Raw genomic sequence first — 23,797 nt, 5'->3', positions numbered from 1 at the left:
CAGGTCAGGGGCGGGCCCGCACCGTTCGGGCTACCAGCCGGTGTTGCCGGTGCCCCGGGTGATCGTGAAGCCACCCGTGCTGGAGAGGCCGCCGGCGGCGGCGCCGGCGACGGTGACGCCGGAGAACGTTCCGGCGCCCGCGGAGTTGATCTCGATGCCGTGGGAACCGGCCTTGTCGATCTTCAGGCCGTCGACGGTGAGCGCGCCGACGTTCTTCTGCCAGGAGATGAGCAGCCCGCTGTAGGTGCTGTCGAGGATCTCGTTGTCCTTGACGAGGACGGGCGCGGTGATGTCGGAGGAGTCGGCGTAGATCCACAGGGCGCCGAGCTCGCTCTGCCAGTTGGGTTCGTAGCCGCCGGTGCGGGTCAGGGTGTTGCGCTGCACGGAGGTCGTCCCGCTGAAGGGCACCGGGGCGAACCGGCTGCTGATGGCGATGCCCGAGGAGCCCGTCACCGTGTCGGCCAGGAGGTTGTCCTCGACCCGGTTGCCGTGGCCGCCGTAGACGCCGACGGTGTTGGCCAGCATCGGGAGCTGCACCGTGTTGAAGCGGAACGCGCTGTCCGTGACGGCCTGGGCCTCGGAGTACATCGCGAGCCCGTCGTCACCGGTGTTGCGGACGCTGCTCTGGGACACCTCGGTCGCCCTGGTGCCCTTGTGGAGGTTGACGCCGTCCGCGAAGGTGTCGCGGATGCGGAGCCCGGAGGCGTACAGACCGTCGGTCGGGGCGTCGGTCCAGAGGCCGACCTTGGTGTGCTGGATCCAGAGGTTCGTCAGGGTGGACCCCTTGCCGAAGTCACCCTCGACCGCCGCGTCGAAGTTGGCGTCGTCGCGGTAGGAGACGTCACCGGCGATCATCAGGTCCTGGACGTTGCTGGTGCCGCCGCGTCCGAAGAGCCCGCCCTTGCCGTTCCTGCCACGGAGCACGGTGTGCCACTGCCCGGCGCCCCGCAGGTCCGCTCCCGCGAGGTCGACGTGCCCGGAGATGTTGTACGTCCCGGCGGGCAGCCAGAGCCCCTTGCCCTGCGAAGTGGCGGTGGCTACGGCGGTGTTGAGGGCACCGGTGTCGTCGGTGGAGTCGTCCGGGGTGACTCCGAGAGTGGTGGCGGAGACGAAGCCGGTGGCCGGCATGGTCAGGGCACCCGGCGCGGTCTCGGTCTCGACGAGGTCCAGGGTGTAGGAGGCGGCGGTGTCGCCGGCGTCCTTCTGGAATTTCAGCACGGTTCCGGCAGGCAGCCCGGCGGTCAGCAGGGTGCGGGTCTCGTCGAAGAAGTGGTGGCCCGCCCCCTGGGACGGGTCGTTGCCGTAGGGATAACTGCCGTAGACCCAGCTGTACTTCGAACTGAGGGACAGGTCGCGGAGCTGGGTGCCGTCGGCGTAGACGCTGAGCGTGGTGTCGATACCGGTGCCGGCCGCGTTGTCCGGGACCGAGTAGCGCAGGGTCAGCGCGTTGGCGGGCTCGGTCAGCGTGAACTGCACGTACTCGCCGGTGGCGTCCAGCACGACGGCCTTGCGGCCGGACGACTCGGACGGGACGGTGAGATAGGTGCGGTCGGGTCCGATGGTCGTGGCGTTGGTGCTGCCGCTCTCGGCCTCGTACGTGGTGTACGGGAGGGTCGCGCCCCGGGCGCTGTTGGGCGTGGAGCCGGTGACTCCGATGCCGTCGAGCTGGAGGGTGCCGTTGTCCCCGGCCGCGGTGCGCAGGCTGACGTGGTTGAGCGCGGCGCGCAGTGGGACGTCGGTAGCCGCGCTCTTCCAGGCGCCGCCGGTGCCGGGCAGGGTCACCCGGCGGACGGTGGTGCCGTTGGCGAGCAGGGTGACGGTGGACGCGGCCGCGTCCGGGGTGCGGTAGCGCACGGTCAGCGGGTACGTCGCCGCGCCGGGGGCGTTGACCGCGAAGACGGCCCGGGCACCGGTGGCGGTGAAGCCGGAGAGGTAGGCGCTGCCCTCGTAGCCGGAGGCGGTGGTGGCCTTCGCCGGGCCGCCGGACACGAAGGCGTCCTCGGCCTGGTGGGTCAGGGTGGTGGGGCCGCCCGGGTCGGTGGGCGTGGTGGGGGTGGCCGGGGTGGCGTTGTCGATGTTGACGTTGCCGCTGTCGGCGGTGGTGAACGTCCACGCGACGGTGTTGGCGCCCTTCGCGTACGTCACCGCCTCCTGGTGTGTCGCCCAGGTGTCCCAGTTCGCCGTCGCCGGGAGACCGACCTGACGGACCTTGGCCCCGTTGACGTACAGGCTCAGCGTCATCGTCGCACCGGTGCCGTTCGCGTACCGCAGCGACACCGAACCGGCCCCCGCGGTCTCCGCCGTCACCCCGAAGGACACGGACGCGGAGCCCTTGTTGGCATCGGTGAAGCCACCGACGAAACCGGTTCCCGTGTAGCCGCTGTGGTCGGTGGAGACGGCGGCGCCGCCCGACAGCCGGCCCGACTCGGCTTCCAGGGTGACGGTCGCCGCCTGCGCCGCCGTCCCGTACAGGACGGTGCCGAGGAGGGAGAGGAGTACGGGGTATATGAACCGCGCTGCGGCTCGGGAGCGCTTCCTTGGTGCAGGAGACACGGCTGTGTGTCCTTCCCTTGAGGGTGGTGGGTCAGCCCTTGAGGCTGCCCGCGGTGAGACCCGCGATGATGTGGCGCTGGAAGATCAGGAAGAGGACGAGCAGGGGGATGCTCGCCATGACCATCCCGGCCAGCAGCTGGTTGGCCGGCATGAACTCCGAGAGCCGGTTGAGCGCGACGGTGATGGGCTGCTTCGCCTCGTCGGGGAGGACGAGCATCGGCCAGAGGAAGTCCTTCCAGACCCCGACGACCGCGAAGATCGACACGACGGCGAGCACCGGCCGGGAGAGCGGCAGGACGACCGAGATCAGGACCCGGAGCGTGCCGGCCCCGTCGATCCGCGCCGAATCCAGGAGTTCGACGGGAATCTGGTCGAAGAACCTCTTCAGGATGAAGATGTTGAAGGCGTTGGCGGCCGCCGGCAGCCAGATGGCGAAGGGCGTGTTGATCAGGTTGACGTGGAAGAGCGGCACGTCGACGACGGTCAGATAGGTCGGCACGAGCAGCGCCGACACCGGGAGCATCAGGGTCGCCAGCATCATGCCGAGGACGACGTTGCCGAGCACGGGCCGGAGCTTGGACAGGGCGTAGGCGGCGGACACGTCGATCAGCAGCTGTGTGAGCCAGGCCCCGAAGGCCAGCAGCAGTGTGTTGAGGAAGAACTGGCCGAGGCCGACGTTCGTCCAGGCGTCGGCGTAGCTCTCGGGGTGCCAGCTCCGGGGGAACAGGCTGAGGTTCTGGTCGGCGAGCTCGGACGACGACTTCACCGCTCCCGTCGTCATCCAGTAGAGCGGGAAGACGAAGGCGACCGTGAAGCCGGTCAAGGTGGCGACGAGCACGAAGCGGTAGAGGAACCGGCCTGTGCGCCGGTTCATCTCGGCGGGCGCGATCAGTGTGCGTACGGGAGTTTCGGCAGCCATGGCAGCAGTTCCTCTCAGCCCTTGCTCCGGGTCAGGCGCAGATAGACGACGGAGAAGAGGCCGAGCACCACGAAGAGCAGCGTGCTCATGGCGCTGGCCAGGCCGAAGTCGTTGTAGACGAAGGCGTAGCGGTAGAGGAGCAGGAGCACGGTGACGGTGGCGTCATCGGGTCCCCCGCCGGTGAGGACGAAGGGTTCGACGAACACCTGCATGGTGCCGATGACCTGGAGAAGCAGGGTGATCATCAGGATGAAGCGCATCTGCGGGATCGTGACGTGCCAGAGCCTCTGCCGGACCGAAGCGCCGTCGAGCTCGGCCGCCTCGTACAGCTCGCCGGGGATGCCGCCGAGCGCCGCCAGGTAGATCAGGGTGGTGGTGCCCATGTTGGCCCAGGTGGAGACGAGGACCAGGGACACCATCGCGAGGTTCTCCGACTCCAGCCACTGCTGGGCCGGCAGCCGGAAGACCTCCAGCACGCTGTTGAACAGGCCGGGGCCCGGGTCGTAGAACTGGCGCCAGAGCAGCATGGTGACGATCGGCGGCAGCATCACCGGCAGGTAGACGGTCATACGCAGATACGACCGCCCGTGCCGCAGTTCGTTCAGGACGACCGCGGTGGCGAAGGGTGCGGCGAAGCCGAACACGAGGGCGAGCAGGGTGAAGTATCCGGTGTTCTGCCAGGCGGTCAGGAACAGCGGGTCGTCGAACAGGCGCCGGAAGTTGTCCAGGCCCACCCAGCGGGCTGGTTCGGCGAAGGTGACCTGCTGGAAGCCGAGCAGGGCCCCGCGCACGATCGGGTACCAGGAGAAGAGCGCGAAGCAGAGCACTCCCGCCGCGAGGAAGAGGTACGCGACCAGGTTCTCGCGCACGGCCCTGCGGATCCGGGGGTTCAGGATCGCGGCCCCCCTGCGGGGCCGGGGCCCTGACCGCCGGGGGCCGTCGTCCCCGGCGGTCTTCTCCGCGGCGTCGGAGAGCGGCTGGACGGACATCGTCACGTCACTTCACCGAGGCGAGGACGGTGTCGGCCTTCTTGGCGGCCTCGGCCAGCAGGGCGTCGAGGTCGGCGTCCTCCTTGGTCAGCACCGACTGCATGACACCGTCGAGGATCGTGTAGAGCTGCTGGGCGTTGGGCGGCTCGACCTTGGTCTCCACCTGGGCGTTCCGCTCGATGAAGGGCTGGTAGTTCTCGACCGGGGTGTTGGCGTACCGGCCGTGGATCCTGTCGATCTCCGCCTGCGTGTCTCCCGCGAAGAGCCGGGGCTGCGGCAGCCCGATCGGAACACCGGACTTCTTGGCCCGCTCGCTGTCCACCGCTTCGCGCTCCGGGCTGCGCAGGTACTTCCACTGGACCCACTGCAGCCCGGCCTTGATCTTCTCCGGGGACGCCTTGGGGTTGAACATGAAGCCGTCGCCGCCGCCGAGCGTCGCCGTGCCGGGCAGCGCGGTCAGGCCGTACTCCTCGTACTCGCGCTCGAACTGCTTGACGATGGTGGGGATGTTGTCAGGGCCGGCCATGTACATCCCCAGCTTGCCCGAGCCCATCATCTTCTGGACGTCGGCTATCTCCAGGAGCTGGCGGGTGCCCATGGACCTGTCGGTCCACCGCATGTCGTGCAGGGCCTGGAGCGCCTTGCGCCCCGCCTCGCTGTCGAACGCGGCCCTCCACCTGCCGTCCTGCCGTGCGGCCACGTCACCGCCCATGGAGTAGATCCACGAGGTGAGGTGCCAGCCGCCCTGGTTGTTCTTGCTGTAGTCCGCGTAACCGACCGTGCCGTCACCGAGGGAGCTGATCTTCTTCGCGGCGGTGCGGACCTCTTCCCAGGTGGCCGGCGGCTTGTCGGGGTCGAGTCCGGCCTTGGCGAACAGGGACCGGTTGTAGAGCAGGCCGAGCGAGTAGTTGCCGGTGGGCAGTCCATAGGTCTTGCCCTCGCCGTCCTTGAACACCTTCATCAGCGCGGGGTCGATGTCCTTGTGGAACGGCACGTCCGCGACGTACTCGCTGATGTCGGCGGCCTGACGCCGCTGGATGAGTCCGGCCGGGTCGGTGAAGTAGACGTAGTACACGTCCTCCAGCTGGCCGCCCGCGAGCTTGGCCGCGAAGGTCTTCGGGTCCATCTGGCCCTCGCGGGCGTCGATCCTGATCTTCGGGTGGCCCTTCTCGAAGGCCTTGACGTCCTCCATGAAGTTCTGGCGGTCCAGTGCCTGGGTCTTGGCGGGCATGCCGTTGACGCTGATCGTGACCACGCCGTTCTCGTCCTTCCCGGACGGCGAGGAGCCGGAGCCGCCGCACGCCGTGAGGGCGAGGGAGAGAGCGACGGCTGTCGCCGAACCGAGGACCTGACGTCTGCTGATGCCGGGCATGCCAACCATGGGGATCGTGCCTTCCTGGAGGTCCGCCACGGGGTTGTCGGACCCCGCGCACTGAGCTGCGCCGAAGGTAGAAGCCCGTTACGCAAGAAGTCAATGCATCTACGCAAGAAAGTAATCTCAGCGGCTTGTGCAAGAAACACGGCACCCGCCCGGGTCACTCAGTGCGGCCGGGCGGCGGTGGACCTCCGGACGATCAGTTCGGTGTCGAACATCAGAAGCTCGTTCGCACCCGCGTGGCCGTCGATCTGTGCCACCAGCGAGGACACGACCGCCGAGGCCATCGCCTGGATCGGCTGCCGGGCGGTGGTCAGCGGCGGGTCCGTGGCCACCATGAACGGCGAATCGTCGAACCCGACCACCGAGAGGTCCTGGGGCACGGACACCCCCTGCCTGCGGGCGCCCCGGATCACCCCGAGCGCGAGGGCGTCGCTGGCGCAAACGATTCCGGTGACCCCCTCCGCCAGGAGGCGCGGCAGCGCGGTGGCACCGCCCTCCATCGTGAAGAGCGCGTGCGCCACCAGCCGCCGCCACTCGTCCGCGGCGATACCGCGGCGCGCGCAGAAGGCGGCGAAGCCGGCGAGCTTCCGGGCCGAGGGGACGTGCCCCACCGGACCGAGGACCATGCCGATCCGTTCGTGCCCCAGCGCCGCGAGGTGGGTCAGCGCCTGGTCGGCGGCCAGCGTGTCGTCAACCCTGACCTGAGCGACACCCGCGTTCTCGTCGGCGGCGTTGAGCAGCACCATCGGGACCTTGCGTTCACGCAGGGCACGGCCGTGTTCGGGGCCGGCGTCGGCGTAGCTCGCCCCGATGAAGACGATGCCGCCGATGTTCTGCTTCAGCAGCATCTCGATGTAGTGCGCCTCGGAGACGCCGTCGGCGGTCCTGGTGCAGAGCACGGGTATGAGGCCGCGCTTGTTCAGCAGCCCGCACAGAGCCTCGGCGAACGCGGAGAAGATCGGGTTCTGCAGGTCGGGCACGACCAGGCCGATCAGCGCGGCGCGCTCGGCCCGGTAGCGGCTCGGCCGTTCGATCCCGCAGACGTCCAGTGCGCTCAGCACCGCTTCGCGGGTCGTGCTCGCCACATCGGGGCTGCCGTTGAGGACGCGGCCGACCGTCGCCACGCTGACACCCGCGTACTCGGCCACCTGAGAAAGTCGTCGTTTCGTCACGGAGCTCACCCTACAAAGAGCTACGCAAAAATGAAGATCACTTACGAAAGAAAGTGACTTTTGCTGCGCGAGGGGCCCGCGAGCCACGTGGAGGGCCGAACGGAAGGCAGTGGCCGGGGCCACACGGCAGGGAGCGGGCGCGTGTCATCACCACCCCCGAGGACCAGGTATTATTTTCGAGTCAGCAGGCGCCGTTAGCTCAGTTGGTTAGAGCAGCTGACTCTTAATCAGCGGGTCCGGGGTTCGAGTCCCTGACGGCGCACAGACACCACAGTGGGCGGTCTCCTTCGGGAGACCGCCCACTGTGCGTTGTGCCGTGCCGGTACTGTCAGAACTGCACGTCGGAGCACGCGTAGAACGCGTTGGTGGTGTCCGCGACGTTCCAGACGGCCAGGACGATGTGCTTACCGGTCTTCTGGGTGGGCATCGAGCCCTGGTGCGTCAGCGTCGCCGGGGGCTGCTGGTTGCCGTACGGCACCGTCATGAAGGGCTGCGATTCCAGGGCGGCCCTGGTGAGCGGCTTGCTGGAGTCCCAGCCGTTCTTGGTGATGTAGTAGCGGAAGTCGCTCGTGGAGTGCCGGGCGGTGAACTGCCAGCGGAAGCTGTAGCCCTGCCCGGCGGTGACCTTGGTGGCGGGCCAGGCGCCACCGCGCGGGTCGTCGAGCTGGGCGAACTGACTGTTCCCGCCGGAGCAGATCTTGCCGTCCGCCGGTCCTGCCGCCGGGAAGCCCTTGGGGCCCTCGACGCTCTGCGGCTCCCACTGGATGTTGCCGCAGTTGGCGACGGTGCCGTTGGCGCAGAGCTTCTGCCGGCTGATGGGGGAATCCGTGTAGCCGTGACTGCTGGCACTGCCGGTGGCGAACATGGAGACGCCCGCTATCGCCAGGCCGATGACGGCCGCGCTTGCCCTTTTCCGCATGCTGTGTCGCTCCTCGAGAACGTGGGGGATGTTCTGGGGATGATCCGAGCCGTGCTGCGCGCATCGTTCGTGCGGTCTAGACCAAGTCCAGATTATTGACACGGCATGAACATGTCCAGACCAATGTGGATCGGGTTTCGGCGCCCGTTCCCCTGCGACCGGAGGCGTTCAGACCCCTTCTCCGCTGCCGCGTCCGGTGTAGAAAGCCACCGTCAGATCCCTGACCAGGGCCTTGTGTTCGTAGGCGTCGAGCTCGACGATGCCGCGTGCCGTCAGCCTGCCGACCGTGTCGTCCACGGCATCGACCACGGAGGTCAGCACCCCGTCCCGGTGCTTCGCGTCGATGGCCGCGACCCGGCACCGCTGCATCGCCGCGGCGATCTCGGGGGCGTACTCGATACCGGTCGGCTGCGCCGAGTACACCTCGACGCCCACGGGCACGCAGTCCGCCTTCAGCACCCGGGTCAGCGCGTCGCCCACCGCCTCCGCGTCGCGCAGGGTGTGGGTGTCCTCGTGGAAGGCGTCGGCGGGCAGTTGCGAGAGGACCCGGGCCAGGGCCGCCTCCACCTGGTCGCGCAGATAGCGCTCGTGGTCCGCGACGCCGAGCGTGGCGCGGGCGGTGTCCCTCACCCGCCAGACGACGAGGACCTGGACGCGCAGCGCGGTGCCACTGGCGTCCACGGCGGGCAGCGGCTCGCTGCGCCAGTGCCGCAGGCGTACGTCGACACGGCGGCGCCTCAGCAGCGGGGAGATCCAGAGGAGGCCGGTGCGCCGGACGCTCCCCCGGTAGTCACCGAAGAGCGTCAGCACCGAGGCGTGACCGGCCCGGCCCCGCCCCAGACCGCAGCAGGTGAACAGCACCACGGCCACCAGGAGACCGAGCAGCGCCCAGGCCAAGGACCCGATGCCGTTGTCGGGGCGCGCCCCGAGTCCGATCCGGCCGGTCACCGCGGCGGGCAGCGCGCCCTGCCACCAGAGCAGGGCCAGCCCTGCGGCCACTCCGGTTGCCGCCGTGAACAGTGCCGCCCAGCCGGGCAGCACGGGGCCGGGCCGCTCGGCGATCCGGGGGTCGGCGAGGGGCGAGGGCCGGGTGGGAGCCTGCACCTGGGGCGACCGCGGCATCGGCGGGCGGCGGTCACCGGAGCGCCGGGCCGGGCCGGTCCCGGCGGAGGCACCGGCGGAGGTCCCCGCGGAGGCGCCGCCCGGACCTGCGGCCGTGATGCCGGGGTCGTCACGGAAGAGCAGGTGCACGGGGATGGTCGCGGTGGTCTCGGTGGCGATGACGGGCTGCCGCCGCCCGGCACCCCACCAGGCGACCGGGTCCGCGGCACCGACGGCGAGCGCCACCGGGGCGCGCTCCTCGTCGACCGACACGCGGGGCGCGCCGGGCGCGGTCCTCCGGGGACCCGGGGCCGCAGGCTCCACGAACTTCACGGACTCTGCAAGCTCCGCGGAATCCACGGGCTCCGCGGGCTCCACCGACTCCATGGGCTCTGCGGGCCCCACGGGCTCCGCAGCCGGAGGTTCCGCGTCACGCACCGCCCCCGGCAGCGCGTCGTTCACCACGTCGTTCACCACGTCGGTCACCGCGGCCCGCCCGGGTTCCGCCGGCAACGGCTCCGGACCACGCACCGCCCCCCACAGCACCGGCTCCGCCGACAGCGGGGCCGGTTCGGGATCCGGGTCCGGGGCCGGCGCATGCGGGCCGGTTTCCGGCGCCGCGCCCAGGTCCAGGTCGAGTTCCACCGGGGCGGCGGGGCCGACCACGGCCACCGCGTCCAGGGCCGGCCCAGGTCGGCCGGGATGTACTCGTCCTCCGGGCCGGGGGGATCGCCCACCACGGGCAGCACGCCCGGCACCCCCACCGGCACCACATCGGACACCCCCACCACGGGCACCGCATCGACCGCGGAGTCCGCCACCGCGCCCGGCTCCGGGAGCCGGGCCCCACGGTTCTGCGTCACCGCCTGCCCCGACGCGTCCCCCGTGCCGGGCCCGGTGCCGGGCCCCGGCACGATCACCCGCGTGTCCCGCTCGCCCAGCTCGTCCCACTCGCCCCGCACGTTCTCCGTGGATCGCATTCCCGCCTCCGTCATGTCCGTTCCGTCACTTCAGCCGTCACGCGAAGAGCCGCCGCCATGTCTCCGGCCCCGGATAGCCGTCGGCCGCACTCCCGCTCCAGCCCTGGGCGCGCTGGAACGCCTCGACGTTGCGGCGGTCGGCCTCCGTCCAGCGCGGGCCGGGGCCCGTCAGGTAGTGCGCGCCGTACCCCTTCTTCACGAGCTGGGCGCCGAGCTTCCGGACGTGGTCGTTGGACTGCCCGGAGGCGAAGAAGCTCTTCCCCGGGTACGCCGCGGTCCCGCCCTGGGTGCTGCCGGTCCCGGCGGCGGGGATCCGGTGGCCGGTGCCCTTGATCAGCAGGCTCCAGGTGCCGGGGCCCGGGAGGCCGTCCGCCTCCTTGCCCTTCCACCCCTGTGCCAGCTGGAACGCCTGCGTCGCCCGCTTGTCCGCGTCGCTCCAGCGCGGCCCGGCGCCCGCCGTGTAGAAGCGCTTGCCGCCCTGGGCGATGAGCAGCTGCCCGAGCCGGGTCACGTGCGCGTTGTTCTTCCCGGGGCCGAACTTCGCGGCCCCGGGGAACGCGGTGACCGAACCGCTGCCGCTCGTGCCGCTGACGATCCCCTTGTAGCGGTAGGCGACGTACTTGGAGGAGTTGCTCCAGTACGCCATCGGCGTCGTCGCCTTCCTCGCGTGCGGACTGGTCTGCTCGTACGCGAGGTAGTGGGTGTGCGTGTGGTCGGTCCAGCCGCCGAAGACCGTGACGTGCGACCCCACCGAGGGGTCCGCGAGGTTGTGGAAGAGGAGGATGTCGCCGGGCTCCAGATCGGCCCGGGCGATCTTCGTGCCGAAGGCGGCGAGGCTGCCGGTCCACTCGTTCGTACCGAGGTTCCACGCCATCGACACGAAGCCCGAGCAGTCCTGGCGGTAGCCGTCCGACCAGTAAGCCGCCATGTTGTACGGGACCTTCGCCGTCACCCATTTCTGGGCGCGGCTGATGATGTCGGTACGTGTCGTCGTGCGCTGCGTGGTGTCCGGGGTGGAGGGCGGCCCCGAGGCTCCGCTGCCGCTCAAGGGGCCCACCGTGCCCTGCGGGCTGCCCGGCTGGGGGTCCACCGCCGTATCGGCGCGCGCGCCCCGTGCGGCGGCGGTCGCGGCGGCCTGGCCCGCCCCGCAGGACAGGACCACCCCGGCCGCGGTGACCATGACCAGCGCCCGTCGCGCGCCGTGCGCGGCGGGGTGGCCGCCGTGGCGCACGGGCAGCGCCGCAGCCGTACGACGGCGCCGTGCACAGCCCGGACAGCCGCAGTCGGCGGGGGGTTCGTACTCCTCGAAGACCGGCACAGTCATGCGACTCCTCTTCCCTTCGGCAGTCGTCCAGATCTTCCATAGATCAACATTCCCGGCGTATGCCATGGTGACTGATTAAAGGGACAAAACGACCATCCGACAGGCCGTACCGGAAAGGAATTGGTCAGGAGCACTCCCGCAGATCGGGTAAAGTTCTCCAGGTCAGCAGGCGCCGTTAGCTCAGTTGGTTAGAGCAGCTGACTCTTAATCAGCGGGTCCGGGGTTCGAGTCCCTGACGGCGCACGCAACATCGAGGCCCCCTCACCGAGTGTGAGGGGGCCTCGCTGCTGTGCGCGACGGCGTACGGCACGCCCCGGGGGGCGCCTTTCGCCACCCCTGTGCGCCCTCTTCACGGTCTCCACCCAAACCGCACGCATGTCGGTCGAACCCGCAGGTTTCGCCCTTGTGTTCATGCCGCACAGCCGCCGATCCGGCCGAACCCCGTCGCGACCACGGCTTTCCCCGGGCGGTCCGGACGCAAGGGCCTCCACATCCGCGCGCCCGTACCGGCCGGCCGACGACCGCATCCCGTCGCGGCACAGCGGACCGGGCCCCGGACGCTCCCGCCCGGATCCGGACATCCTGCCGGAACCACTCGGGGCCCCGGGCATAGTCGCTCTACAGTGTCGTGTCAGTGAACGACCCGACCTCCCGCGTCGTGTCCGGGCCACTCCCGCGACCCGGACGCCGCGGTAGAGGACCGGCCCGGCCGGCGACTCCGAGGGGGAGCGGACGCCGGCCGGGCCAGGTCATCCCGTCGCGACGGGTCACATGCGGCACGTCAGGTGCGGCTCCCCGCCGCTCCCTTCGCCGCGTTCACCGGGCCCCCCGCCTCCGTGCTCCTCCCGGCGGACTTCTCCGCCGTCAGGTACGCGGAGACGACGACATTGGCCGTGTACGCATGGGACGCGTGGTCGTACGTACCGCCGCAGGTGATCAGCCGGAGCTCCGCCCGCCCGTCCTCACGCGGTCCGTACGCCTTCTGCGCGTCGAACCGTTCCCGGGTGAAGACCTGCACGTCGTCGATGGTGAACTCGGCGATCTTTCCGTCGGACCGGCTCACCCGGACCTTCTCGCCGGGCTTCGCGGCACTCAGGCCGTAGAACACGGCGGGCTTCGTCTCGGTGTCGACGTGGCCGACGAAGAGAGCGGCGCCCTCCGTCCCCGGTTCGGTGCCGTCCGCGTACCAGCCGACGGCTTTCGGCGTTTCGAACGGCGGGGGCTCGATCGCCCCTTCGTCGTCGAGCCCGCGCCGCACGACGGTCGCGTCGATCCCGACGGAGGGGATCTCGACCCGCTGCGGCGCGGCACCGTCGAGCGGATCGTGGGCCGGGGGCAGCGGTACGCCCAGGGGGCGGCCGACCGCGGCGACGTCACCGGTCGTCGGGGCCGAGTTGCCGGCGGTGGCGGCCCGGCCCCACAGCCACAGGCCCAGCAGGAGGACGGCCCAGGTGACACCCGTCAGCAGGCGGCCCGTTCCGGCGGGGCGGTCGGGGGCCGCCATCTCAGTGGAGCGCCGAGCGGCGTCGGCGCGCGCTGCGGAACGCGACGGCGACGGCCGCGACGGCGCCCAGCCCGAGTCCGATGATCGCGTGCCGGGTGCCGGGGCCCTCGTCGGCCGCGGCTTCCTCGGCGAGCACCGCGGCGCCTCCGCCGCCCGCCCTTACGGGGGCGACGGGCGAGGGACGGCCGTGATGGACGACGGTGACCGTGCCGGTGGCCTTGCCGTGGCCGTCCTTGCAGGTCACCCAGATCTCGTAGTCGTCAGGGGCGGCGTCGGAGCGGATCCGGGCGTGGGCGACGAGGCCCTTGCCGTCGGCCGGTTCGAAGCGTGCTTCGGAAGCGAACGCCTCGGAGTTGCCACGGGCCGACCTGTCCTTGCCGCAGACGTCGACCCGGAGCTCCACCTCCCCGCCGGGGGAGACACGCGACGGGCTGACCGAGACCGTTCCGGAACGCTTCTCGTTCGCGGGGTCCTCGGCCTTGGACTCGGCCAGTGCGGCGGACGCGGGAAGGGCTATCGTCCCGGCCACGATCGCGGCACAGAACGTGAGGGGCAGTGAACGCATCGTAAACCTCCTGAGGGAAGGTTCACGCCTGCGGGGCCGCCCCGCATCCGCTGTAGCCCGCTCGGGTCACGGCATCGGCAGGTCGACCAGGTCGACGAGGTCCGCGATCGATTCGACCACCGTGGAGGGCCGGAAGGGGTAGCGGTCCATGTCGGCCTCCGTGGTCAGACCGGTGAGGACCAGGAAGGTCTGCATCCCCGCCTCCAGCCCGGCCAGCACGTCGGTGTCCATCCGGTCGCCGATCATGGCGGAGGTCTCGGAGTGCGCGCCGATCGCGTTGAGCCCGGTCCGCATCATCAGCGGGTTGGGCTTGCCCGCGAAGTACGGGGCCTTGCCGGTGGCCTTCGTGATCAGCGCGGCGACCGAGCCGGTCGCGGGCAGCGGGCCCTCGGCGGACGGGCCGGTCTCGTCGGGGTTGGTGCAGATGAAGCGGGCACCGCCGTTGATCAGGCGGATCGCCTTGGTGAGCGCCTCGAAGCTGTAGGTGCGGGTCTCTCCGAGGACGACGTAGTCCGGCTCGTGGTCGGTGAGGACGTAGCCGATGTCGTGCAGCGCCGTGGTGAGGCCCGCCTCGCCGATGACGTACGCCGTGCCGCGCGGCCGCTGGTCGTCCAGGAACTGGGCGGTGGCCAGGGCGGAGGTCCAGATGTTCTCCACGGGCACGTCCAGACCCATGCGCTTGAGGCGCGCGTGCAGGTCGCGGGCGGTGTAGATGGAGTTGTTGGTGAGGACCAGGAAGGGCAGTCCGGAATCCCGCAGCCGCTTGATGAAGGCGTCGGCCCCGGGGATCGGCGTGCCCTCGTGGATGAGGACGCCGTCCATGTCGGTCAGCCAGGATTCGATCGGCTTGCGCTCTGCCATGTGACGGACTCCTGCCGTACGCGCTGTGCACCGAGGTGCTGGACGCCGGCGGCACCGCGTTGTGCAGCGCCGACGTCCCCGATCCTAGGCTGCCTGTTCCCGCGGACGGAACCGGTTGATCACACGGACCTGCGGTGCCTGATCAGCGGTGTCCTCCGCGCAGGCGCCGGGACCAGAGCAGCGCGGCCGCTCCGGCGAGCACGAGTGTGACGGCTGCGAGGCCGGCCCGGAGCGCGCGGGCCTGGCCGGTGCGGGCGAGTTCGGGCACGGCGTCGCCCTCCGCGTCCGTCGTGGCCCCGTCGTCCCCGGGCGCCTCGATGCCGCCGTCGACGACGGCGAAGGAGTAGGCGGCGGACTCTCCGACCCAGTCGCCGTCGCTGCCGGCCTGCTCGGCTTCGTCCCCGGCGGCGCGCCGCTGGACGATGGCGGCGTGGGCCGTGACCTTGCCGGGCCGGGTGTCGGAGGTGAACGCCATCCGGACCTCGACCGTGACGGTCTTCCTCGCGGGGACGGTGAAGCCGGGGAAGTCGTCGTCCTGCTCCCCGCCGCCGAAGACACCGATCTGCTCGTCGCGGTCGGTGGACTCCCAGCTCACCCGGTGTTCCTCGTCGGGGTGCGCCCGCTCGGTGAACTGCAGCTGGATCTGTTCGGCCGTGAGTGTCCGGTCCTCGTCGGTGAGCACCAGGACGGGGTGGATGGAGTGGCACGACTCGGAGGTCGTGTTGGTGAGGTCGAGGAACCAGGTCCCGTAGCCGCCGCCGGAGGCGTAGGTGTCGGGGCCTCCGTGGATCCGTGTCTCGATGGGGAAGTCCTCGCCGTCGGGATCGCCGCAGGCGGGCGACTCCGGGGCCGCGACGGTCACGGCGTCGGCCACGGCTCCGGTCGCGGCTCCGGTCGCGGCGGGGACGGTGACCGGGATGGCGACGGCGGCCGGGACTCCGAGGAGGCTCACCGGGACGACCAGCCCCGCGGCCAGTCCGAGGCGGGTGAGGGCACGGCCGTCGCGCAGCCGTGCGGGAGGCTTGCTGGACATGGTGGGTTCACCCTTCGCTGCTCGCGAACGGCCGGGGCGGGCGGCCACCTGCTGGGGGCGGCGGCGCTGCCGCGCGCGGCCGGACGTACGGCCATGGCGGTTCGTTTCAGTCCGCGACGCTGTCACGCGCGTGCGTGCGGCCGCCATCGCTCGGCGGGGTGCACCGCCCGTTCGGGCGTCACGATCCGCTCGATCGGCCCCGCCCTGTGGCGCCCTGCCGCAGCGGGGCCCGCTCGCCGCCGTCCTCTCCCGCCCGGCCGAAGAGCGGGGCGAGGACGAGCTGGGCCGCCCCCTCCGCGACGGGGCGGTCCCCGCCGCCGGCCACGGTGACGGGGACGGCCGCGCCGGTGCCCTCCCGGCGGGCACGCTCCTCGATGACGGCGCGGACCCCGCTCACATAGGCGTCCTCGTGGGCGGCGACCGTACGTCCGCCGAGGACGACCCGGTCGATGTCGAGGAGCCCGACGAGGTTGGCGGCGCCCGCTCCGAGGACCCGGGCCGCCTCGGCGATGTCGCCGCGGGCGTCGGCGGCCAGGCAGAGCGCCTCCACGCAGCCACGCCCGCCGCAGTCGCACGGGGGCCCGTCCAGCTGGAGCGTCTGGTGGCCGAACTCTCCGGCCCCGGTGCGCGCCCCGCGGTGCACGGCTCCTCCGAGGACGAGTCCGGCGCCGAGGCCGGTGCCCAGGTGGAGGTAGGCGAAGTCGGCGTCGGCCCGTTCCCGCAGGGCGAGACCGAGGGCGGCGGCGTTGGTGTCCTTGTCGACGACGACGGGCAGCCCTGTGTGCTCGGCGAGGGCGTCGCGCAGTGGGTAGCCGTCCCACTGCGGGAAGCCGGTGACCCGGTGCAGCACCCCGCCGCGGTGGTCCAGCGGGCCGGGCAGGGCGACGCCCACGCCGAAGACCTGCGGGGCCGCGGCCCCGGGGGCCAGAGGGGCGTCGGCCCGTACCGTCCGCACCGCGCGGGTGGCCGTGGCGAGGACCTCGGCGGCCGGGGCTCCGAGGTCCAGCGGGAGGGTGCGGGTCGCGACCGTGGTGCCGGCGAGGTCGGCGAGGACGGCGGTGAGTTCGTCGCGGTCCAGGTGGAGCCCGACGGCGTATCCGGCTTCCGGGACGAGGCGCAGGACGGTGCGGGGCTTGCCTCCGGTGGAGGCGAGCCGGCCGGCTTCCGCGGCGAGGCCCTCCGTCCGGAGCCGGGCGGTGATCTTGCTGACGGCCTGCGGGGTGAGTCCGGTGCGCTCGGCGAGCTCCAGCCGGCTGATGCCCTGCTCACCGGCCACGCGCAGCAGGTCGAGGACGAGCGACGCGTTGTGGTGGCGCAGGGAGGGGAGGTTCGCCCCGCCGCTCCTGCTGTTACTCCTGTTCACCGCACCATTGTCTCCATCGCTTGCACTTTGGCAACAGCGTTGCTTAAGTGGTTTGCATGACTGTCAACGCTCCTCTCCGCGTCGGGCTCGTCGGCTACGGCCTGGCGGGTTCCGTCTTCCACGCCCCGCTGGTGTCCGCGACCGGGGGCCTCGTCCTCGACACGGTCGTCACGTCGAACGAGGAGCGGAAGGCGCAGGCCCGCGCCGAGTTCCCCGGCGTGCGGCTGGTCTCCTCGCCCGAGGAGCTGTGGCCGCGCGCGGACGAGCTGGATCTGATCGTGATCGCCTCTCCGAACAGGACCCATGTCCCGCTCGCCAGGGCCGCTCTGGAGGTGGGGCTTCCGGTGGTCGTGGACAAGCCTCTCGCCGGTACGGCCGCCGAGGCACGCGAGCTGGCCGCACTGGCCGCGGAGCGGGGGCTGCTGCTCTCCGTCTTCCAGAACCGCCGCTGGGACAACGACTTCCTGACGCTGGCCGGCCTGATCGAGGAGGGCCAGCTCGGTGAGGTGCAGCGCTTCGAGTCGCGCTTCGAGCGGTGGCGGCCGCAGCTGAAGGGCGGCTGGCGCGAGTCGGGCGACCCGGAGGAGATCGGCGGGCTGCTGTACGACCTGGGCAGCCATGTCGTCGACCAGGCGCTCACCCTGTTCGGCCCCGCGGTGCAGGTGTACGCGGAGTCCGACGTACGCCGTCCGGGCGCGGCCGCCGACGACGACACCTTCATCGCGATCACCCACGTCGACGGGGTGCGTTCGCATCTGTACGCGAGCGCCACCACGGCGCAGCTCGGCCCGCGCTTCCGGGTGCTCGGCTCGAAGGCCGGCTATGTGAAGTACGGCCTGGACCCGCAGGAGGCGGCTCTGCGCGAGGGCGCGCGCCCGGTGACCGGCGAGCCGTGGGGCGAGGAGCCCGAGGAGCTGTGGGGGCGGGTAGGTTCGGGTGAGTCCCCGCTGACCGGCGGCGGTGACCCGGTCCGCACGCTGCCGGGTGACTACCCCGCGTACTACGCCGCTGTGGCCGCCGCCCTGCGGGGCGAGGGTGAGAACCCGGTGACGGCGCTGCAGGCCGCCGCCGCCCTGGACGTCCTGGAGGCGGCACGGCGCTCGGCCCGCGAGGGCGTGTCCGTGACCCTCCTCCCCCACCACGACGAGGAGCGGCACGCATGAGCACCGGTGCACCGACCATCTCCGAGCTGATCGCGCAGGAGCGGCGTCTGACGCTGCCGCGCTTCGGCTACGACGACGCGTACGCGCTGGGCGGCCTGCTGGTCGCGCTGGCCCGTGAGCGGCACGCCCCGGTCGCGATCGACATCCGGCGGGGCGGTCAGCAGCTGTTCCATGCCGCGCTGCCGGGTTCGAGCGCGGACAACGACGCCTGGATCGAGCGCAAGCGCAGGGTCGTGGAGCGGTACGGGGAGAGCTCGTACCTCGTCGGGACGCGTTTCCGGGCGAAGGGCACGACGTTCGAGCAGTCCTCGCGACTGGACCCGGACACGTACGCCGCGCACGGCGGCTCGTTCCCGATCGCCGTGGAGGGTGCGGGCGTGATCGGTTCGGTCACGGTGTCCGGTCTCCCGCAGGCCGAGGACCACGCGCTGGTGGTGCAGGCGCTGGAGCAGTTCACGGCCGGCCCGCGGGACTGAGGGAGGGCGCACCCTCGGACCCGGTGAACGGCCGAAGCGGCCGCCGGGTTTTCCCGGCGGCCGCTTCCGTGCCTACGCGTCCTTGAATTCCTGGCGCTGGCGTCCGAGCCCCTCGATCTCGAGCTCCACGACGTCGCCCGCGCGGAGGTAGGGCTTGGGCTCGGGGTGGCCCATGGCCACCCCGGCGGGGGTGCCGGTGTTGATGACGTCGCCCGGGTAGAGCGTCATGAAGTGGCTCAGATAGCGCACGACCTCGCCGACCGGGAAGATCTGCTGGGCTGTCGTGCCGTCCTGCTTCAGTTCGCCGTTGACCCAGAGCTTCAGCGGCAGCGCCTGCGGGTCGGGCACCTCGTCGGCGGTGACGAGCCAGGGGCCGAGCGGGTTGAAGGTCTCGCAGTTCTTGCCCTTGTCCCAGGTGCCGCCGCGCTCGATCTGGAACTCCCGCTCGGAGACGTCGTGCGAGGTCGCGTATCCGGCGACGTGCCCGAGCGCCTCCTCGGCGGTGTCCAGGTAGCGGGCGGTGCGGCCGATCACGACGGCGAGCTCGACCTCCCAGTCCGTCTTCCGGCTGCGGCGCGGCACGAGGACGGTGTCCTCGGGGCCGACGACGGTGTCGGGGGCCTTGAAGAACAGGATCGGTTCGTCCGGGATCGCCGCTCCGGTCTCGGCCGCGTGGTCGTGGTAGTTCAGCCCGATGCACACGATCTTGCCGATCCGCCCGAGAGGCGGTCCGACCCGGAGGCCGTTCGCGTCGAGCGGGGGCAGAACGTCGGGCGTCTGGGCGGCCTCGCGCACCCGGGCCAGCGCCGAGGCATCGGCGAGGAGCTCTCCGTCGATGTCGGTGACGAGGCCCGAAAGGTCACGCAAGGTCCCGTTACGGTCAAGCAGTGCGGGGCGTTCCGCGCCAGCCGTACCCACTCGAAGAAGCTTCAACGGTCCATCTCCCCTTGGTCGAGATCGAGCCTGTCGATGGGTTGCGGCCAGCGAAAGGCTTGGCTGATCCTCCAAGACATCGGATCACTTCGCAAGACCCTGTTCACGTACTGGACCCGGACCGCTCAGACGGCGGGGGCGACGGCGGCCTCGGCGGCCGGGGTCTCCCGGTAGAGGTAGGCGCGCTCCAGGGCGGTCCAGGTGGTGCTGGTGACGATGTACAGAGCCGCCGCGAGCGGCACGTAGGCGACGGAGACGAGGGTCAGGAAGGACATCAGCGGCATGACCTTCGTCATCGCTCCCATGCCGGGGACCGGCTGTCCGTCCGGGCCGGTGGCCGGCGTCATGGGGTTCGCCGCCATCTGGCGCTTGGTGCGTCCGTAGTTGAAGGTGGCGACGGCCGCGACGATCACGAACAGCCCGAGGTAGACGAGCCCCTGCTGGCCGAAGGGCCCGCCCGCGGAGAGCGCGTGGTGCCAGCGCTCACCGAGGGGGGCGCCGAAGAGCTCGTGGCCGAGCAGCGAGTTCGGGTCGCCGCCGATCCTCTGGCTGGAGAAGAGGTGGTAGAGCAGGAAGAAGGCGGGCATCTGGAGCAGGCTCGGCAGGCAGCCGGAGAGGGGCGAGACCTTCTCCTTCGCGTGGAGCTCCATGAGCGCCTTCTGCATCCGGTCGGGGTTCTTGGAGTGCTTCCTGCGCAGTTCGGCGATCTGCGGCTGGAGCTTGGTGCGGGCTTTCTGCCCGCGCGCCGCCGCCCGTGAGAGGGGGTGGACGGCGAGCCGCACGAGGGCGGTGAACAGGACGATCGCGGCGGCGGTGGAGGCGTTCTGGAAGAGGGGCTGGAGCAGGTCGGCGAACGCGCCGACCAGGCTCGCGAAAGCGGACATGAATGCGGACATGGGTGAGCCCTCCGGGGGTCTCGTCGTGCCGGGGAGTGATGACTCGGCAGGACGACCCGCGCAGGGGCGTGACAGATGTGCCCTCTACGCGGCCGTCAGGAGGGCGGCCCCGGGCGCTCGGGGCCTGGTGCGTCCCCGGGCGTCGGGGTCGCGTTGCGGGAGGAACGCGGTGCGCTTCTCCCGGTCGCGCATGGCGGTGCGCACTCTCGTACGGGGTACGGGGGCGGCGCAGCGGGCGCTGATGACGGAGCAGACGAGGAGGGCCGAGCCGGCGGCCGCGGTGGCGGCGAGCGCGACGGCGGCGGAGAAGCTGCCGCCCTCGGCGAGGAGGACCTCGGTCAGGAACAGAACGAGGAAGGCGGCGGGGCGGAAGAGCCGGACGACCGCCCGGCGTACGCGGTTCATGTCGTCGTTCATCGGCCCTCCCCCCTCGCTTCGCGTTCGATCGTGTCCTTCAGCCGTTATACACGATCGGCGTCCAGCGGCTGAAGGAGCCGGCGGGGGGAGAGCAGCGCCCGGCTGACGGGGTCCTCGGGGTCGGGGTCGAGTCCGGTGCCGGGCCGCATCTCCACGTCCTCCAGCGGGACGCCGGTGTTCCCGCAGGCCGGGCACTGCCCGTAGACGCCGAGCTCGGTGCCGCAGTCGGCGTGGAAGAAGAGGCGCATGGGGAGGGTGCCCTCGATGTGCTCGCGGCCCCAGAGACCGAGGGAGCGCACGGTGGGCCAGAGGGCCTTGCCGCTGTCGGTGAGGACGTACTCGTCGCGCGGCGGCGACTCCTGGTAGCGCACCTTGGCCAGGACCCCGGCCTCGGTGAGGGCCTGGAGGCGGGAGGCCAGGACGGCGCGTGGGATGCCGAGGTGGCCGAGGAAGTCGTTGTAGCGGCGTACGCCGTAGAAGGCGTCGCGCACGACGAGCAGGGTCCAGCGTTCGCCGACCACTTCGAGAGCGCGGGCGATCGAGCACTGCTGTGCCGCGTAGTCCTTGCCGAGAGCCATGGACACGACTTTACCCCCATCGGTTCGGTGAATGAACCTACCCGTGCTAGCGTGTGCCGCCTCAGTAGGTTCATTCAACGAACCTTCGGCCATGAACCTGGTCAGCAGGCGGGCCGATCCCCGGAGGGACGTCATGACCCAGCAGCCCGTACGGACCGCCACCGCTCCCGCGCCACGGCCCGTCCGCCTCCGCCCGCCGCACCGGCCCGGTGCGACGCTCGCCGTCACCAGCGCCGCCACCGCCGTCGCGCTGATGAACTACACCGCGCCGATGGCGGCGCTCCCCGCCCTCTCCGCCGCCTCAGCCACCCCGCCGGCCGCCCAGGCGTGGCTGCTCAACGGGGCGCCGCTCGGTCTCGCGGTGCTGCTGCTGGTCGCGGGCAGCCTGGCCGACGACTTCGGCCGTCGCAGGCTGTTCCTCATCGGCACCTTCGGCCTCGGCCTGACCGCCGCGCTCGGCGCCCTCACCACGGACACCGTCGGCTTCACCCTCGCCCGGGCCGGTCAGGGCGCCGCGAGTGCGGCGATCCTGGCCACAAGCCTCGGACTGCTGGTCGGCGCCTATCCGGTCGGCCATGCGCGGATCAGGGCCATGGGGGTGTGGGGCGCGTTCGTCAGCGCCGGGATCGCACTGGGCCCGCTGCTCGCGGGCTCGCTCGGCGGCCTCGACTGGCGGCTCACGTACCTCGCCCTGGGCCTGGCCGCCCTCGTCACCGGGATATTCGCGGTCCGGACGCTCACCGAGTCCCGCGCGCCCCGCGCCGGGCGGCCCGACATCGTGGGCGCCGCCGTGCTCGGTCTGGCGATGACCGCGCTGCTGACGGCGCTGACGCTCGGCCGTGACGGCTGGCTGCGCGCGCCCGTCGGTCTGCTGCTGCTCGCGGCCCTGGCGCTGACCGCCGTGTTCGCCGTGGTGGAGCGCCGCGCGGCGGCCCCGCTGATCGACCTGTCGCTGTTCCGCAGCCGCGCCTTCCTGGCCTCGGCGGTGGGTGGCCTGTTCACGGGGCTCTCCGTGATCGGCCTGTTCAGCTATCTGCCGACCCTGCTCCAGCACGCGCTCTCGATGTCCGCGCTCGACTCGGCCTGGCTGTTCCTCCTCTGGTCCGGTACGTCGTTCGCCGTGGCCCTGCAGTCTCGGCGGCTGACCGGCCGGGTCTCGGCCCGGCACCAGCTGGCGGCCGGTTTCGCGTTCCACGCGGTGGCGGTGCTGCCGATGCTGGGGACGCTGACCGGCGCACCGGGCGACGCGGGGGCGTCGGTGTGGGCGCGGCTCGTCCCGGCCCTGGTCGTGGCGGGTGCGGGCAGCGGCCTGATCAACGCGGCACTGCCCCGCCTGGCGGTCGAGTCCGTACCGGCGGAACGCGCGGCCATGGGGTCCGGCGCCAACAACACCGCCCGCTACCTCGGCTCCTCCGCGGGTGTGGCCGTCACGATCGCGGTGGCGACGACTCCGGCTGGCGCCGACGGGGCGGTGCTGCTGTCCGCCGTCATGGCGGTCGTGGCCACGGCGGGTGTCCTCCTCCTCCGGGAGCACTGAGCGCCCTCCCGGCCCGTACGCCCCCGCGCTCCTGGCCGGGTGTTCTCCCCGGCGCCCTCCAGGCTTCATCGGCGCTCCCGACCGCGCCCTCTCACCTCACCCCCGTCCCGCAGTACCGTGTGGCCATGCGCCCCGACACGCCTGCTGACCACATCACCGAAGCCGAGCGCCTGCTCCGCACCGCGGGGCAGTATCCGGAGGACCACGAACCGCTGTTCCTCCAGGCCGCCGCCCATCTGGAGCTCGCCGGAGAGCGCGCCCGCGCGAGCACGCTCTACGACGAACTCCTGGGATCCACCGATATCCCCGTCGAGAACCCGCACCGGGTCAAAGCGCTCAAAGCGTCCAACCTGTGGGAGTACGGCCACGAGGCGGAGGCCCGCGCGATCATCGACGGCATCCGCGCCGCAGGTCCGCTCGACGCGGCACCGTGGGAGATCGCCGCGGAGACGCTGGAGGCGCACGACGAGCTGGAGGCGGCCCACGACTTCTTCTCGACCGCGCTGACGCTCCTCCTCGCGCCGGGCGAGGAAGTGCCGTACGCCACCGAGTCGCTCCTGATCGGACGGCACCGGGTGCGCAGGCTGATGGGCGTCGCCCATGACGCGTGGGACGAGCTGGCCGACACGCTCCACACGGCCGCCGTCCCGCTGGACGAGCTGCACGACCCGAAGCGCCTGTGGGCCCTCGGCTCGTCGGACCCGGGCGAGCTGCGGGCGGAGATCAACCGGCTCCGCGCCGAACTGGGCACCTACCGGAGCGCGTTGTCCCGTCCGTTCCCCGTCGCGGTACTCCACTGGCCCGAGGACGAGCTGCGTGAACTCCTCACCGCCTACCCGGAGCTGGCCCAGGAGTACGTCTCGCACGAGGACCATCTGGCGCGTCTGGAGGCCGCGTTGCGGGATCTGCATGCCGCCGGCACGCCGAACCTCGGCATCGTGACGGGCACGGTCCCCTCCTACGAGGCGTTCGCCGCCTCGGAGGCCGCGTCCCCCTCCGACCCCGACCTGCTCCCCCAGTACGCGACGACGCTCGCGGCCCGGGGCCGCGCCGTCCCGTGGCCGCCGGCGCGCAGCGCGGCGTGCTGGTGCGGTTCGGAGCGTCCGTACCGCTCGTGCCACGGGGTGAGCTGACAC

Annotated in this window: 21 protein-coding genes and 2 tRNA genes; 6 read left to right on the top strand and 17 right to left on the bottom strand. The window is 71.6% G+C overall.

Annotated features, from left to right (window positions below):
- Window positions 1-30 precede the first annotated feature (30 nt).
- The 5 genes from P8A20_RS22890 to P8A20_RS22870 form a co-directional block, all read right to left on the bottom strand.
- Window positions 31-2,553 carry a CBM35 domain-containing protein gene (locus P8A20_RS22890; RefSeq protein WP_306104162.1) on the bottom strand — a complete coding sequence of 841 codons (2,523 nt, stop codon included), beginning with the start codon at window positions 2,551-2,553 and terminating at the stop codon, window positions 31-33.
- A 31-nt stretch (window positions 2,554-2,584) separates the two neighbouring features.
- Entirely contained in the window at window positions 2,585-3,472 is an 888-nt protein-coding gene (locus tag P8A20_RS22885) for a carbohydrate ABC transporter permease (protein ID WP_306104161.1), read from the bottom strand.
- Between the two features lie 14 nt (window positions 3,473-3,486).
- Entirely contained in the window at window positions 3,487-4,461 is a 975-nt protein-coding gene (locus P8A20_RS22880) for a carbohydrate ABC transporter permease (RefSeq protein ID WP_147963598.1), read from the bottom strand.
- Window positions 4,462-4,468: 7 nt separating this feature from the next.
- Window positions 4,469-5,842, bottom strand: coding sequence for an ABC transporter substrate-binding protein (locus P8A20_RS22875; RefSeq protein WP_371606418.1), 1,374 nt, complete (start codon window positions 5,840-5,842; stop codon window positions 4,469-4,471).
- Between the two features lie 158 nt (window positions 5,843-6,000).
- Complete coding sequence (locus P8A20_RS22870; protein ID WP_306104160.1) at window positions 6,001-7,011, bottom strand: LacI family DNA-binding transcriptional regulator; 1,011 nt, start codon at window positions 7,009-7,011, stop codon at window positions 6,001-6,003.
- 188 nt (window positions 7,012-7,199) lie between these two features.
- On the opposite strand from P8A20_RS22870, the gene P8A20_RS22865 reads away from it, so the two are divergent.
- A tRNA-Lys gene (locus tag P8A20_RS22865) sits at window positions 7,200-7,273 on the top strand.
- Window positions 7,274-7,339: 66 nt separating this feature from the next.
- Here the strand turns inward: P8A20_RS22865 and P8A20_RS22860 are convergent.
- The 3 genes from P8A20_RS22860 to P8A20_RS22850 form a co-directional block, all read right to left on the bottom strand.
- Window positions 7,340-7,930, bottom strand: a complete 591-nt coding sequence (locus P8A20_RS22860) for a lytic polysaccharide monooxygenase auxiliary activity family 9 protein (RefSeq protein WP_147963599.1) — start codon at window positions 7,928-7,930, stop codon at window positions 7,340-7,342.
- Window positions 7,931-8,098: 168 nt separating this feature from the next.
- The gene (locus P8A20_RS22855) at window positions 8,099-9,703 is read right to left on the bottom strand and encodes an SPFH domain-containing protein (protein WP_306104159.1); all 1,605 of its coding nucleotides are present in this window, start codon (window positions 9,701-9,703) and stop codon (window positions 8,099-8,101) included.
- A gap of 345 nt (window positions 9,704-10,048) precedes the next feature.
- The gene (locus tag P8A20_RS22850; protein WP_306104158.1) at window positions 10,049-11,335 is read right to left on the bottom strand and encodes a peptidoglycan-binding protein; all 1,287 of its coding nucleotides are present in this window, start codon (window positions 11,333-11,335) and stop codon (window positions 10,049-10,051) included.
- A 169-nt stretch (window positions 11,336-11,504) separates the two neighbouring features.
- Here P8A20_RS22850 and P8A20_RS22845 point away from each other — a divergent pair.
- A tRNA-Lys gene (locus P8A20_RS22845) sits at window positions 11,505-11,578 on the top strand.
- Between the two features lie 538 nt (window positions 11,579-12,116).
- Here P8A20_RS22845 and P8A20_RS22840 read toward each other — a convergent pair.
- From P8A20_RS22840 to P8A20_RS22820, 5 genes are all read right to left on the bottom strand, one after another.
- On the bottom strand, window positions 12,117-12,839 hold the full coding sequence (locus tag P8A20_RS22840) for a class F sortase (protein WP_306104157.1): 723 nt from the start codon (window positions 12,837-12,839) through the stop codon (window positions 12,117-12,119).
- 1 nt (window position 12,840) lies between these two features.
- Window positions 12,841-13,404: a hypothetical protein gene (locus P8A20_RS22835; RefSeq protein ID WP_147963603.1), complete on the bottom strand. Its 564-nt coding sequence runs from the start codon at window positions 13,402-13,404 to the stop codon at window positions 12,841-12,843.
- Window positions 13,405-13,470: 66 nt separating this feature from the next.
- Complete coding sequence (locus tag P8A20_RS22830) at window positions 13,471-14,265, bottom strand: HAD-IIA family hydrolase (RefSeq protein WP_147963604.1); 795 nt, start codon at window positions 14,263-14,265, stop codon at window positions 13,471-13,473.
- Window positions 14,266-14,407: 142 nt separating this feature from the next.
- Window positions 14,408-15,298, bottom strand: a complete 891-nt coding sequence (locus P8A20_RS22825) for a hypothetical protein (RefSeq protein WP_306104156.1) — start codon at window positions 15,296-15,298, stop codon at window positions 14,408-14,410.
- A 178-nt stretch (window positions 15,299-15,476) separates the two neighbouring features.
- Complete coding sequence (locus P8A20_RS22820) at window positions 15,477-16,661, bottom strand: ROK family transcriptional regulator (RefSeq protein WP_306104155.1); 1,185 nt, start codon at window positions 16,659-16,661, stop codon at window positions 15,477-15,479.
- A gap of 56 nt (window positions 16,662-16,717) precedes the next feature.
- Here P8A20_RS22820 and P8A20_RS22815 point away from each other — a divergent pair, with 56 nt between their 5' ends.
- Together P8A20_RS22815 and P8A20_RS22810 are read left to right on the top strand one after the other, a co-directional pair.
- Window positions 16,718-17,824 carry a Gfo/Idh/MocA family oxidoreductase gene (locus P8A20_RS22815; RefSeq protein ID WP_147963607.1) on the top strand — a complete coding sequence of 369 codons (1,107 nt, stop codon included), beginning with the start codon at window positions 16,718-16,720 and terminating at the stop codon, window positions 17,822-17,824.
- On the top strand, window positions 17,821-18,300 hold the full coding sequence (locus tag P8A20_RS22810; protein ID WP_147963608.1) for a heme-degrading domain-containing protein: 480 nt from the start codon (window positions 17,821-17,823) through the stop codon (window positions 18,298-18,300). The genes P8A20_RS22815 and P8A20_RS22810 overlap by 4 nt, the downstream gene beginning before the upstream one ends.
- A gap of 72 nt (window positions 18,301-18,372) precedes the next feature.
- Here the strand turns inward: P8A20_RS22810 and P8A20_RS22805 are convergent, their stop codons facing one another.
- From P8A20_RS22805 to P8A20_RS22790, 4 genes are all read right to left on the bottom strand, one after another.
- Complete coding sequence (locus P8A20_RS22805) at window positions 18,373-19,233, bottom strand: fumarylacetoacetate hydrolase family protein (RefSeq protein WP_147963609.1); 861 nt, start codon at window positions 19,231-19,233, stop codon at window positions 18,373-18,375.
- 125 nt (window positions 19,234-19,358) lie between these two features.
- Window positions 19,359-20,129, bottom strand: a complete 771-nt coding sequence (locus tag P8A20_RS22800) for a YidC/Oxa1 family membrane protein insertase (RefSeq protein ID WP_147963610.1) — start codon at window positions 20,127-20,129, stop codon at window positions 19,359-19,361.
- 84 nt (window positions 20,130-20,213) lie between these two features.
- The gene (locus tag P8A20_RS22795) at window positions 20,214-20,546 is read right to left on the bottom strand and encodes a DUF6412 domain-containing protein (RefSeq protein ID WP_147963611.1); all 333 of its coding nucleotides are present in this window, start codon (window positions 20,544-20,546) and stop codon (window positions 20,214-20,216) included.
- Window positions 20,547-20,590: 44 nt separating this feature from the next.
- The gene (locus P8A20_RS22790; RefSeq protein ID WP_147963612.1) at window positions 20,591-21,124 is read right to left on the bottom strand and encodes a winged helix-turn-helix transcriptional regulator; all 534 of its coding nucleotides are present in this window, start codon (window positions 21,122-21,124) and stop codon (window positions 20,591-20,593) included.
- 133 nt (window positions 21,125-21,257) lie between these two features.
- On the opposite strand from P8A20_RS22790, the gene P8A20_RS22785 reads away from it, so the two are divergent.
- Both P8A20_RS22785 and P8A20_RS22780 read left to right on the top strand, forming a co-directional pair.
- On the top strand, window positions 21,258-22,661 hold the full coding sequence (locus P8A20_RS22785; RefSeq protein ID WP_306104154.1) for an MFS transporter: 1,404 nt from the start codon (window positions 21,258-21,260) through the stop codon (window positions 22,659-22,661).
- A gap of 125 nt (window positions 22,662-22,786) precedes the next feature.
- The gene (locus P8A20_RS22780; protein ID WP_147963613.1) at window positions 22,787-23,794 is read left to right on the top strand and encodes an SEC-C domain-containing protein; all 1,008 of its coding nucleotides are present in this window, start codon (window positions 22,787-22,789) and stop codon (window positions 23,792-23,794) included.
- Window positions 23,795-23,797: the final 3 nt, after the last annotated feature.

The sequence above is a fragment of the Streptomyces sp. Alt3 genome (genome assembly GCF_030719215.1).
Lineage (GTDB): Bacteria > Actinomycetota > Actinomycetes > Streptomycetales > Streptomycetaceae > Streptomyces > Streptomyces glycanivorans.
Note: the sequence above shows the minus strand (reverse complement) of the source record. Positions and strands in the feature narration are given on the sequence as shown.

Coding starts and splice junctions, on each gene's coding strand:
- P8A20_RS22790 (WP_147963612.1), bottom strand. CDS start 21,124: ATGGCTCTCGGCAAGGACTACGCGGCACAGCAGTGCTCGATCGCCCGC.
- P8A20_RS22875 (WP_371606418.1), bottom strand. CDS start 5,842: ATGGTTGGCATGCCCGGCATCAGCAGACGTCAGGTCCTCGGTTCGGCG.
- P8A20_RS22835 (WP_147963603.1), bottom strand. CDS start 13,404: ATGCGTTCACTGCCCCTCACGTTCTGTGCCGCGATCGTGGCCGGGACG.
- P8A20_RS22860 (WP_147963599.1), bottom strand. CDS start 7,930: ATGCGGAAAAGGGCAAGCGCGGCCGTCATCGGCCTGGCGATAGCGGGC.
- P8A20_RS22815 (WP_147963607.1), top strand. CDS start 16,718: ATGACTGTCAACGCTCCTCTCCGCGTCGGGCTCGTCGGCTACGGCCTG.
- P8A20_RS22840 (WP_306104157.1), bottom strand. CDS start 12,839: ATGGCGGCCCCCGACCGCCCCGCCGGAACGGGCCGCCTGCTGACGGGT.
- P8A20_RS22825 (WP_306104156.1), bottom strand. CDS start 15,298: ATGTCCAGCAAGCCTCCCGCACGGCTGCGCGACGGCCGTGCCCTCACC.
- P8A20_RS22780 (WP_147963613.1), top strand. CDS start 22,787: ATGCGCCCCGACACGCCTGCTGACCACATCACCGAAGCCGAGCGCCTG.
- P8A20_RS22850 (WP_306104158.1), bottom strand. CDS start 11,335: ATGACTGTGCCGGTCTTCGAGGAGTACGAACCCCCCGCCGACTGCGGC.
- P8A20_RS22830 (WP_147963604.1), bottom strand. CDS start 14,265: ATGGCAGAGCGCAAGCCGATCGAATCCTGGCTGACCGACATGGACGGC.
- P8A20_RS22795 (WP_147963611.1), bottom strand. CDS start 20,546: ATGAACGACGACATGAACCGCGTACGCCGGGCGGTCGTCCGGCTCTTC.
- P8A20_RS22800 (WP_147963610.1), bottom strand. CDS start 20,129: ATGTCCGCATTCATGTCCGCTTTCGCGAGCCTGGTCGGCGCGTTCGCC.
- P8A20_RS22785 (WP_306104154.1), top strand. CDS start 21,258: ATGACCCAGCAGCCCGTACGGACCGCCACCGCTCCCGCGCCACGGCCC.
- P8A20_RS22880 (WP_147963598.1), bottom strand. CDS start 4,461: ATGTCCGTCCAGCCGCTCTCCGACGCCGCGGAGAAGACCGCCGGGGAC.
- P8A20_RS22810 (WP_147963608.1), top strand. CDS start 17,821: ATGAGCACCGGTGCACCGACCATCTCCGAGCTGATCGCGCAGGAGCGG.
- P8A20_RS22885 (WP_306104161.1), bottom strand. CDS start 3,472: ATGGCTGCCGAAACTCCCGTACGCACACTGATCGCGCCCGCCGAGATG.